Raw genomic sequence first — 10,723 nt, 5'->3', positions numbered from 1 at the left:
CGCGGGCCACCCTCCCCCGATCTCAAGTCGGGCTTGCCCGACTTGAGCAATCTGGATGCAGATCTCGGGCAAGCCCGAGATCTGTTTGGGGGAGGGAGAGCCGCGCATCGCACCGTCCACCTGCGTCCGGGCGCCGACCTCGCCGGCTTCCGCATCGCGCTGCGCGGGCTCGTGGCCGGGAACATCCCGCCCGAGTGTGTGACATGGTCGGCCGGCGACGCTCCGAGCCTGTTCGGGGCGGGCGCGTTCGAGGAATCCGCCCCGCCCGTCGCCCTGCCCAAGGCGGTGGCCGGGCTGATCCCGATGGTGGTGCCCCACCGCGATCCCGAGCGCTACGCCCTGCTCTACGGCCTGGTCTGGCGGGTCCTGCACGGGGAGCGACACCTGCCCGAGATCGCCAGCGACCCGCTGGTCCACCGGCTCGGTGGGATGCGCAAGGCCATCGGCCGCGACCTGCACAAGATGCACGCCTTCCTGCGCTTCCGCCGGACGGAAAGTCTGGAGGGCGAGCGGTTCGTGGCGTGGTTCGAGCCGGACCACCACATCCTGGAGGCGGCCGCCCCCTTCTTCGTGGACCGCTTCCGTTCGCTCGCCTGGTCGATCCTGACGCCGGAGGGCTCCGCCCACTGGGACGGCACGGCGCTTCGCTTCGGGCCGCCGGGCGACCGGGCCGCCCTGCCGGAGGGCGACGGCTTCGAGGCGGGCTGGCGGGACTATTACGAGAGCACCTTCAACCCGGCCCGCACCAACCTGAAGGCGATGCGGGCGGAGATGCCGAAAAAGTACTGGCACAACCTGCCGGAGACCGCCGCCATCCCCGGCCTCGTCCGGGCGGCGGCCGGCCGCACCGCGCAGATGATCGAGAGGGAACCGCAGATGCCCGCAAAGCGCGACCCCGTCCGGGCCGTGGCCGCCATGGCCGACCAGGACCCGAAGACGCTGGCCGCCCTCAACGCCATCATCCGACGCTCCGAGCCCCTGGTGCCGGGCGCGACGCAGGCCGTGCTCGGCGAGGGACCGCCCGGCGCGACGATCGCCTTCGTCGGCGAGCAGCCGGGCGACCAGGAGGACCGGCAGGGCCGCCCCTTCGTCGGCCCGGCCGGGCAGGTGCTGATGCGCGCGATGGAGGAGGCCGGCCTGAGCCGGGCGGACAGCTACCTCACGAACGCGGTCAAGCACTTCAAGTTCGAGGAACGCGGCAAGCGCCGCATCCACCAGAAGCCGACGGCCGGCGAGGTCAGCCACTACCGCTGGTGGCTCGACCGGGAGCTGGACTTCGTCGCCCCCAGGCTCGTGGTGGCCCTGGGCGCCACCGCCGTGCTGGCGCTGACCGGCAAGGCCATCCCGATCACCCGCGCCCGCGGGCCCTTCCGCTTCGACCGCCGCGACACCCCCTTCCAGGGCTTCATCACGGTCCACCCCTCCTACCTGCTGCGCCTGCCGGACGAGGCCAAGGCGGAAGCCTACGCGGCCTTCGTCGCCGACCTGCGGCGGGTGGCGGACCTGGGACGGGAACTTTCCGGATGAGGGCGGGTTGCGTCCCGCGATCGGCCGAAGGAGAAGCGCGGATGCACGTGCCCCCTCGGCATCGAGGGCGGCCGCCGTGAGGCAGCGATGACCGAGGCTGAACGCGCCATCGTCCGAAACGCCTACGCGAAGCAGATCGTCCACGCGGCCGGGACGGACGATCCGCGCCTGGAAGAGGCGCTGGCCACGATCCGGCGGGAGGATTTCCTGCCGCCGCCGCCCTGGCAGATCATGCATCTGGCCAGCGGCTCCAGCGCAGGGCCGGTCGCGGATGCGGTCTATCTCTATCAGGACGCGCCCGTGGCGATCCTGGCCGAGAAGCGGCTTAACAACGGGCAGCCCTCGTTCCTGACGCGCCTCATCGCGGCGGGAAATTTCGAAGCCGGCGCGCATGCGGTGCATATCGGCACCGGCACGGGCTACTACACGGCCGTGATCGGCCGTCTCGTCGGGCCGACGGGCCGCGTCACCGGGATCGAGATCGAACCGGGCCTGGCCGCGCAGGCGGCGTCGAACCTCGCGCGGTTCCCGCACGTCCGGGTCGTGTCGGGCGACGGCACGGCGCTGCCGCTCGACCCCGCCGACGTGGTGTTCGTGAATGCCGGCGCGGCGCGCCCGGCCGATGCGTGGCTCGACGCCCTGAAGCCCGAAGGCCGCCTGATCCTGCCGCTCACCCTCGGCTTCACCACGGAGCAGGGGCAGGCGATGACCCGGGGCGCGGTCTTCCGGATCACCCGGCAGGCGGACGGCTACGCGGCGCGCTGCCTGTCCCGAACCGTGATCTACCCCTGTGCGGGCTCGCGCGACCGGGACGCGGAAGCGGCCCTGGCCGCGGCCTTCGCCAAGGACGGCATTGGCCGGGTGACACGGCTGCACCGAACGGACGACCTGCCCGAGGACCGCTGCTGGCTGCGCGCACCGGGGTGGAGCCTCGCCTACGATTAGACGGCTCGAATCCACGAAGAAGCGGACCTCGTTGCCCTTCGGCCGGAGGCTACCACAGTGATAGACTGCCATCGTGCCTGAACGAAGCTTCGTCTACACAACCCACGCCGTCGAGACCCTCGCCCATCGTGCGATCGAGCCTGGCTGGGTCGAGGCGGCCGTCCTGGCTCCCGATGCGGAAGAACCGGACCCGGTTTATCCGGAACGGACGCGCGCTTATCGCGCCGTGCCGGAGCGTGGTGGCCGTATTCTGCGTGTGGTATATGCCCAGGATGGCAGCACCTGCCGGATCATAACGGCATTCCTCGATCGCGGACGGAAGCGGAGCGGGACGTGAGAACGCGATACGACCCCGAAGCCGACGCCTTCTACCTGCGGCTCGCCGAGGGTGAGATCGTGGACAGCGAGGAAGTCCGTCCGGGCATCGTGTTGGATTTCGACGCGCAGGGCCGCGTCGTCGGGATCGAGATCCTGGACGCGACCGAGCACGTGGCCGAAGGCGCAGATCTCGCGCATCTCACCGCCGCCTGAGGCGGACCCGTCCCCGCTTCGCGCGGTCGGTACAGCTAAAAAATCACCCCTCCGCGGCGTCTTCCTTGTGCGGGCGCAGTTCCGGCGCGCCCTGCTCGATCTCGGCCTCGGTCGGGGCCTCGGCGCGGCTTTCGGAGCGGCTCGAATCCACGAAGAACCGGGCCTCGCCCTCCTTCAGGCCGAGGCTGCGCAGGGCGTAGAAGGTCATGCCGAAGGCCAGTTCCCGCTCGCCCATCAGCACGAGGCCGACCTTCTCCTCCTCCATCCGGCGGCGCTCGGAATCGCTGTGGGTGCGGATCAGGGTGTCGATGGCGGGGTTCGCCTCGCGGGCGATGGCGACCAGGCGCTGGGCCTGGTGCGAATCCGGGTTGGCCAGCACCAGGAGCCGGGCCTGGGCGATGTCGGCGGCCGCCAGGATGCCGGGGGCCGAGGCGTCGCCGAACACCGCCTCCAGCCCGGCCTGGCGCAGTTCGAGCACGCGGCGGCGGTCGCGGTCCACCACCACGTAGGGGAAGTCCCAGGCGGCCAGGGCCTTGCCGATGCTGCTGCCGACCCGGCCGTAGCCGACGATGACCGCGTGGCCCCGGTGGGGCGGCGCGGGCTCCGACACGGCGACCTGCCCCGCCTCCCGCCGCTCGAAGCGCCGGGCAAGGTCCGGCCGGTCGGCGAAGAAGCGCTCGGCCCGGGCGACGAGGACGAAGAACAGCGGGTTCAGGGTGATCGAGAGCAGGGCGCCCCCGAGGATCAGGTCGCGCCCCTCCGGCGGCAGCAGCTTCAGGGACAGGCCGAGGCCGACGAGGATGAAGGAGAACTCGCCGATCTGGGCGAGGCTCGCGGCGATGGTGAGCGCCGTGCCCACCGGGTGCTTGAAGGCCAGCACGATCGCCACCGCCGCCACCGACTTGCCGAGCATGATCACGCCCAGCACCGCCAGCACCGAGAGGGGCTCGCGGATCAGGATGCCGGGATCGAACAGCATGCCGACCGAGACGAAGAACAGCACCGCGAAGGCGTCCTGCAACGGCAGGCTGTCGGCCGCGGCCTGGTGGCTGAGGTCGGATTCGGCCAGCACCATGCCGGCGAAGAAGGCGCCGAGGGCGAAGGAGACCCCGAAGAGTTCGGCCGAGCCGAAGGCGATGCCGAGCGCCAGCGCCAGGACGGCCAGGGTGAACAGCTCCCGCGAGCCGGTGCGCGCCGCCTGGTCGAGGAGCCAGGGCACGAAGCGGCGGCCGACCACCAGCATCAGCGCCACGAACAGGGCGACCTTGGCGAGCGTGAGCCCCAGCGTCAGCCAGATGCTGTCGGACAGGCCGTGGCCGAGGGCGGCGGCCAGCGTCTGGGCGAGCGAGCGGGCTGTGTCGTGCCCGCCCGCGCCCGCCTCGGCGCCCCCGAGGGACGGGGCGAGCGCGGGCAGCAGCACCAGGGCCAGGACCATGGCGAGGTCCTCCACGATGAGCCAGCCCACCGCGATCCGGCCCTTGTCGCTGTCCAGGAGGTTGCGCTCCTCCAGGGCGCGCAGCAGCACCACGGTGCTCGCCACGGAGAGGGCGAGGCCGAAGACGAGGCCGGCGCCCACGCCCCAGCCCCAGAGCATCGCCAGCCCGCCGCCCATGGCGGTGGCCACCGCGATCTGCACCACGGCGCCGGGCAGCGCGATGGCGCGCACCGCCATCAGGTCCTTGATGGAGAAGTGCAGGCCGACGCCGAACATCAGCAGGATCACGCCGATCTCGGCGAGCTGGCCCGCCAGCTCCTGGTCGCCGACGAAGCCCGGCGTGAAGGGCCCGATGGCGATGCCGGCCACGAGGTAGCCCACCAGCGGCGGCAGCCTGAGGCGCTGGGCCAGCATGCCGAAGACGAAGGCGATCACGAGGCCCAGGGCGATGATGGCGATCAGCGCGGTCGCGTGCGGCACGTCTGTTCCGGTTCCCTTGGTCGTCGAAGCGCAGCGCCACCCGTGCGGGCGCACACACCTCCTCCCCTTAACGGCGCCAAAACTCAACATCCGTGCCGAATCTCACGGCGGCAGCCGCGGCAAAGGCACGCCCCCGACAGAACCGCACAACCGGAGGAAACTCCGCCTGCAACCGGATGTTGTCCTGCATAACATCCGATCCGAGGCGGCCCCATGACAGCGTCGACATCCGTGCCACGGGGCCCCTCGGGCGAGCGTCCCGAGGTTCCGGTTCCGGAGGGCCGCAACGCCACGGTCTGGACGCTGGCCCTCTCGGCCGCCCTGATCGGCCTCGTCGCCCTGCCCCGCCGACAGGGGCCCGCCCCGGACCGGGGCGACCCCGCGCGGAAAACCTCCGGCTCGCACGAGGGGGCGGAGGCCCACGCCGTGGCGCAGGGCGAGGGGGACCGCGGGCGGCAGGCGCAAAAACCCTCCGAGATTCCGGCGGGCGGCTGGAAGGACATCGGCCTGCGGGTGTTCCACGATTTCGGCGAGAACCGCCTCGTCTCGGTGGCGGCGGGCGTGACCTTCTACGTGCTGCTGGCGATCTTCCCGGCGGTCGCGGCCCTGGTCTCCTGCTACGGCCTCGTCGCCGACGTGGGGCAGATCAACGAGCACCTCGCCTCGCTCCAGGGGGTGCTGCCCTCCGGCGCCATCGAGATCGTCGGCGAGCAGGTCAAGCGCATCGCGGCCAAGGGCGACGGCACCCTGGGGCTCACCGTCTTCACCGGCATCCTGCTCTCGGTCTGGAGCGCGAACGGCGGCATGAAGCACGTCTTCGACGCCCTCAACATCGTCTACGAGGAGCGCGAGACCCGCAACTTCGTCTGGCTCAACCTGCGCTCGCTGGCCTTCACCGCGGGCGCGCTGCTGTTCGTCGTCGGCGCGCTCGTCGGCATCGTGGTGCTGCCGGTGGTGTTCAACACGGTCGGCGTTCCGGCCGACGCCTGGTACGTCGCGCTGCTGCGCTGGCCGGTGATGCTGGTGGCCGTCCTGTTCGGCCTCGCCCTGCTCTACCGCTACGGCCCGAGCCGGGACGCGCCGCGCTGGCGCTGGGTGACGTGGGGCAGCACGGTGGCCGCCGTACTCTGGCTCGGCGGGTCGCTCGGCTTCTCCTGGTATGTCGCCAACTTCGGCAAGTACAACGAGACCTACGGGTCCCTGGGCGCCGTGATCGGCTTCATGACCTGGATCTGGATGTCCACGGTGATCGTGCTGCTGGGCGCCGAGATCAACGCCGAGATGGAGCACCAGACCGCCCACGACACCACGGTGGGCAAGCCGCAGCCCCTCGGCGCCCGCCGGGCGCGGATGGCCGACACGGTGGGCACCGCGGCCTGAGGCGCCCCCCTTCAGCGGGGCCGCGATCCGGGTTACGCTCAAGGATGGACCGCGGCACCGCCATCGACATCCTGCGGGCGAACGAGGGGGCGCTGCGGCGCCTCGGCGTGCGGCATGCGGCCCTCTTCGGCTCGGTGGCGCGGGGCGAGGGGCATGCCGGCAGCGACCTCGACGTGATGATCGACATCGACGTGGACACCGTGCGCGACGTGTACGACTACGTCGGCGTGATCGACTTCATCAGCGACCTATTTCCGATCCCGGTCGACGTCTCAAATCGAAAGATGCTGAAGGATCACGTCAGGCCGGAGGCCGAGCGCGACGCGGTCCATGCTTTCTGAGCGCGGGCGGCGCGCGTGTCTCGGCATTCTCGAGAATGCCGAAGCGGCACAGGAATTCGTCGCGGGACTGGATTTCGATGCCTTCGAAGCCGATCGGCGGACGGTCTATGCCGTGACGCGCTGCCTGGAGATCATTTCCGAGGCGAGCCGCCGGGTCGATGCGGAAACGCGGGACCGGCATCCGCATATCCCCTGGCGGCGGATCGCCAACGCCGGGAACGTCTATCGCCACGACTACGAGAACGTCTCGCCCCTGCAGATCTGGCGGACCGTGCAGGACCGACTGCCGGAACTCGTCATCCTCTGCATCGCCGAGCTTCGACCTCCCGACGCACCGGGTCCGACCGGATGACGCGCCGCCCGTATCCGGATACGACCACCCGATGACCGCCGCACAGACCGACTCCCAGCCCCAAAAAAACGTCGGCCCCGGCGATCAGGTGATCCTGGTCGACGGCTCGTCCTTCATCTTCCGGGCCTTCTTCCAGTCGATGAACACGAAGGACGGCGACAAGTACAATTACCGCCCGTCCGACGGGCTGCCCACCGGGGCGGTGCGGCTGTTCTGCACCAAGATCGCCCAGTTCGTGCAGGAGGGGGCGGCCGGCATCTGCCCGACGCATCTGGGCATCGTCTTCGACAAGTCCGAGGGCTCGTTCCGGAAAGAACTCTACCCGGAGTACAAGGGCCACCGCCCGGACGCGCCCGACGACCTCAAGCGCCAGATGCCGCTGATGCGGGACGCCGTGCGCGCCTTCGGCCTGCACGCGATCGAGATGGAGCGCTACGAGGCCGACGACCTCATCGCCACCTATACCCGGCAGGCGGAGGCGCGGGGAGCGGGCGTCATCATCGTCTCCTCCGACAAGGACCTGATGCAGCTCGTCGGCCCCCTGGTGCGGTTCTACGATTTCGAATCGGGGTCCAAGGGCAAGCCGGGCTACCGGCCCGAGCGCAACCTCGACGTGGACGCGATCATCGCCAAGTGGGAGGGCCTCCAGCCCGGCCAGATCGGCGACGCGCTGGCGCTGATCGGCGACACGTCGGACAACGTGCCCGGCGTGCCCGGCATCGGCCTCAAGACGGCGGCCGCCCTCATCAAGGAGTTCGGCAGCCTGGAGGCGCTGCTGGAGCGGGCGGCTGAGATCAAGCAGCCCAAGCGCCGCGAGACGCTGCTGGCCAGCATCGACCAGGCGAGGCTCTCACGCAGGCTGGTGGCCCTGGTGGAGGACGTGGCGGTGCCCGTCCCCCTCGACGACCTGCGCCTGCCCAAGCCCGACCCGCAAAAACTCGTCGGCTTCCTCAAGGCGATGGAGTTCAACACCCTGACCCGGCGCATCGCGCAGATGCTCCACGTCGACCCGGAGGCGGTGAAACCCGACCCGGCGCTGCTGCCGGGCGCCAAGGCCCACGCCTACGGCAACGCGGAAGGCGGCAGCGACGCGGTGCCGTTCTTCGGCGATTCCGTGCCCCCCGACCCGGAGGCCGAGGCCGGCACACCGCCCGAGGTCGACCCCTTCGCCGACCTCGACCTGCCGGAGGCCGCTGCGAAGACCGCCCGCGGCCCGGCCGAGCCCACCCCCGGCACCGTGGTCGCCGCCCGCGCGGCGGAGGCCGTCGCGCCCTTCGACACGGCGGCCTACGAGACGATCGCCTCGCTCGACCAGCTCGACGCCTGGATCGCGCAGGCCGAGGAGGCAGGCGTCGTCGCCGTCGACACCGAGACCGACGCCCTCGACGCGCACAGGGCCGGCCTCGTCGGCGTCTCGCTGGCGGTCGGCACCGGCCGGGCCGCCTACATCCCCCTGGCCCACGTCCAGGCCGCCAAGGCGCAGCTCGGCGCGGGCGACCTGTTCGGGGAGGGGGCGGCCGCCTCGGACGTGGCCGAGCCGGTGCCCGGCCAGATTCCTCTCAAAGCAGCGCTTAGCCGGCTCAAGCCGCTGCTGGAGAACCCGGGCGTGCTCAAGGTCGGGCAGAACCTGAAATACGACTGGGTCGTGCTCGCCCGCTACGGCATCGAGATCGCCCCCTTCGACGACACCATGCTGATCTCCTACGTGCTCGACGCCGGCAAGGGCGGGCACGGCATGGACGAGCTCGCCCGCCGCCACCTCGGCCACCAGCCCATCACCTTCGCCGACGTGGCCGGCACCGGCCGCGCCAAGGTCAGCTTCGACCGGGTGGCCATCGACAAGGCCACCGCCTACGCCGCCGAGGACGCGGACGTGACCCTGCGGCTGTGGCGGATGATGAAGCCGCGGCTGGTGGCCGAGCGCCGGGCCGCCGTCTACGAGACCCTGGAGCGCCCGCTGCTGCCGGTGATCGCCCGGATGGAGCAGAACGGCATCCGCGTCGACCGGGAGATGCTGAGCCGGCTCTCGGGCGATTTTTCGCAGATCCTGGCCCGGCTCGAAGAGGAGATTCAGGACGACGCGGGCGAGCGCTTCTCCGTCGGCTCCCCGAAGCAGATCGGCGACATCCTGTTCGGCAAGATGGGCCTGCCCGGCGCCAAGAAGACGCCGTCCGGCCAGTGGGCCACGCCCGCCACGCTGCTGGAGGAACTGGCCCAGGCGGGCCATGAACTCCCCAAAAAGATCCTGGAATGGCGCCAGCTCGCCAAGCTGAAATCCACCTACACGGATTCGCTCCAGGAGCATGCCGACCGGGAGACGGCCCGCGTCCACACCTCGTTCTCGCTGGCGGCCACCACCACCGGCCGGCTCTCGTCCTCCGAGCCCAACCTGCAGAACATCCCGATCCGCACGGAGGAGGGGCGGCGCATCCGCCGCGCCTTCGTGGCAGCCCCCGGCAACCGGCTGATCTCGGCCGACTACTCGCAGATCGAGCTGCGGCTGCTGGCGCACATGGCCGACATCCCGCAACTGCGCAAAGCGTTCGAGGACGGCGTCGACATCCACGCGGCCACCGCCAGCGCGATGTTCGGCGTGCCCCTCAAGGACATGAACGCGGACCTGCGGCGGCGGGCCAAGACCATCAACTTCGGCATCATCTACGGCATCTCGGCCTTCGGGCTCGCCGACCGCCTCGGCATCGGCCGGGAGGAGGCCTCGGCCTTCATCAAGCAGTATTTCGAGCAGTTCCCCGGCATCCGGGACTACATCGACAGCACCAAGAAGATCTGCCGGGACAAGGGCTACGTCACCACCCTGTTCGGCCGCGTCTGCCACTATCCGCAGATCCGCTCCAACAACCCGAACGAGCGGGCGAGCGTGGAGCGCCAGGCCATCAACGCCCCGATCCAGGGCTCGGCCGCCGACATCATCCGCCGGGCGATGACCCGGATGGAGGCGGCGCTGACCGCGAAAAAGCTCACCGTGCGGATGCTGCTGCAGGTGCACGACGAACTGGTGTTCGAGGCGCCCGAGGACGAGGTGGACAAGGCCCTGCCGGTGATCACTTCGGTGATGGAGCAGGCGCCCGCCCCCGCCCTGACCCTCCGGGTGCCCCTGGTGGTGGAGGCCAAGGCTGCGGGGAACTGGCAGGAGGCGCATTGATGGGCGCAAGAACGAAAGGCTAGCCTTCGAATTCCTTGTCGAAGCCTATCAGGAAGTCGCGGCCGTTCTTCGGGACAGGAAAACCGTAGCCTTTCCCTGCTTCCATCCACACCAAGTTTCCCGATGCATGGCCGTCGCTCATGTAGAGATCGAGACCGATTTTCTGCAAAGCCAGATGGAGGGCTTGGACCGAATCTACTCCCGCCGCAAAGCTCGATCTTTGAGCGTTCGGCCATTGAATTTCATACCTGCATATCCACTGATCTTGGTTAAATTCTGGGTTCATAATGCGTATTTGAATTTCAGAATCGGCGCCCGAATTTTTCAGTACAAGATTTCGCGTTGCGATAATCATATCGTCCTCAATAATCGAGTAAGGAAACTGCTTAAACACGCCGACGCTCGGATAATAATCAGGCGAAACCCAGTCGATCATCCCATCCATTCCCCTCATCCTGAGGCGGCGAAGCGGAGCGAAGCCCTCGACGGAGCCCTCCAGGGATCGCGCGGCCTCTGGAGCCCTCCTTCGAGGCCCGCTGCCGCGGGCGTCTCGGGATGAGGGGTTGGGA

General features: G+C 69.8%; 10 protein-coding genes. 8 read left to right on the top strand and 2 right to left on the bottom strand.

Annotated elements, in window-relative coordinates; translation table 11 throughout:
* The first annotated feature begins 81 nt into the window (after window positions 1-81).
* The 4 genes from COGEMETH_RS05265 (at window position 82) to COGEMETH_RS05250 (ending at window position 3,003) form a co-directional block, all read left to right on the top strand.
* Window positions 82-1,527, top strand: coding sequence for a UdgX family uracil-DNA binding protein (locus tag COGEMETH_RS05265; RefSeq protein ID WP_238181558.1), 1,446 nt, complete (start codon window positions 82-84; stop codon window positions 1,525-1,527).
* Window positions 1,528-1,614: 87 nt separating this feature from the next.
* Window positions 1,615-2,472, top strand: a complete 858-nt coding sequence (locus tag COGEMETH_RS05260; protein WP_238181555.1) for a protein-L-isoaspartate O-methyltransferase family protein — start codon at window positions 1,615-1,617, stop codon at window positions 2,470-2,472.
* Between the two features lie 73 nt (window positions 2,473-2,545).
* The gene (locus tag COGEMETH_RS05255; RefSeq protein WP_238181554.1) at window positions 2,546-2,809 is read left to right on the top strand and encodes a DUF4258 domain-containing protein; all 264 of its coding nucleotides are present in this window, start codon (window positions 2,546-2,548) and stop codon (window positions 2,807-2,809) included.
* Window positions 2,806-3,003 carry a DUF2283 domain-containing protein gene (locus tag COGEMETH_RS05250; RefSeq protein WP_238181553.1) on the top strand — a complete coding sequence of 66 codons (198 nt, stop codon included), beginning with the start codon at window positions 2,806-2,808 and terminating at the stop codon, window positions 3,001-3,003. Before COGEMETH_RS05255 ends, COGEMETH_RS05250 begins: the two co-directional genes overlap by 4 nt.
* Window positions 3,004-3,046: 43 nt before the next feature.
* Here the strand turns inward: COGEMETH_RS05250 and COGEMETH_RS05245 are convergent, their stop codons facing one another.
* A complete protein-coding gene (locus COGEMETH_RS05245; RefSeq protein WP_238181552.1) occupies window positions 3,047-4,918 on the bottom strand; it encodes a cation:proton antiporter domain-containing protein in 1,872 nt (623 codons plus the stop codon).
* A gap of 213 nt (window positions 4,919-5,131) precedes the next feature.
* On the opposite strand from COGEMETH_RS05245, the gene COGEMETH_RS05240 reads away from it, so the two are divergent.
* Genes COGEMETH_RS05240 through polA form a run of 4 tightly spaced genes read left to right on the top strand, consistent with a single transcriptional unit; the run spans window position 5,132 to window position 10,154 of the window.
* Window positions 5,132-6,298, top strand: a complete 1,167-nt coding sequence (locus COGEMETH_RS05240; protein WP_238181551.1) for a YihY/virulence factor BrkB family protein — start codon at window positions 5,132-5,134, stop codon at window positions 6,296-6,298.
* Between the two features lie 44 nt (window positions 6,299-6,342).
* A complete protein-coding gene (locus COGEMETH_RS05235; RefSeq protein WP_238181550.1) occupies window positions 6,343-6,639 on the top strand; it encodes a nucleotidyltransferase family protein in 297 nt (98 codons plus the stop codon).
* Window positions 6,629-6,991 carry a HepT-like ribonuclease domain-containing protein gene (locus COGEMETH_RS05230; protein ID WP_238181549.1) on the top strand — a complete coding sequence of 121 codons (363 nt, stop codon included), beginning with the start codon at window positions 6,629-6,631 and terminating at the stop codon, window positions 6,989-6,991. Before COGEMETH_RS05235 ends, COGEMETH_RS05230 begins: the two co-directional genes overlap by 11 nt.
* A 31-nt stretch (window positions 6,992-7,022) precedes the next feature.
* Window positions 7,023-10,154 carry a DNA polymerase I gene (gene polA, locus COGEMETH_RS05225; RefSeq protein WP_238181548.1) on the top strand — a complete coding sequence of 1,044 codons (3,132 nt, stop codon included), beginning with the start codon at window positions 7,023-7,025 and terminating at the stop codon, window positions 10,152-10,154.
* A gap of 19 nt (window positions 10,155-10,173) precedes the next feature.
* On the opposite strand, the gene COGEMETH_RS05220 is transcribed toward polA, so the two are convergent.
* The gene (locus COGEMETH_RS05220) at window positions 10,174-10,599 is read right to left on the bottom strand and encodes a DUF6968 family protein (protein ID WP_238181547.1); all 426 of its coding nucleotides are present in this window, start codon (window positions 10,597-10,599) and stop codon (window positions 10,174-10,176) included.
* Window positions 10,600-10,723: the final 124 nt, after the last annotated feature.

The organism is Methylobacterium trifolii, assembly GCF_022179685.1.
GTDB classification, from domain to species: domain Bacteria; phylum Pseudomonadota; class Alphaproteobacteria; order Rhizobiales; family Beijerinckiaceae; genus Methylobacterium; species Methylobacterium trifolii.
The sequence above is the reverse complement of the archived record's forward strand: the minus strand, read 5'-3'. Positions and strand labels throughout refer to the sequence as shown.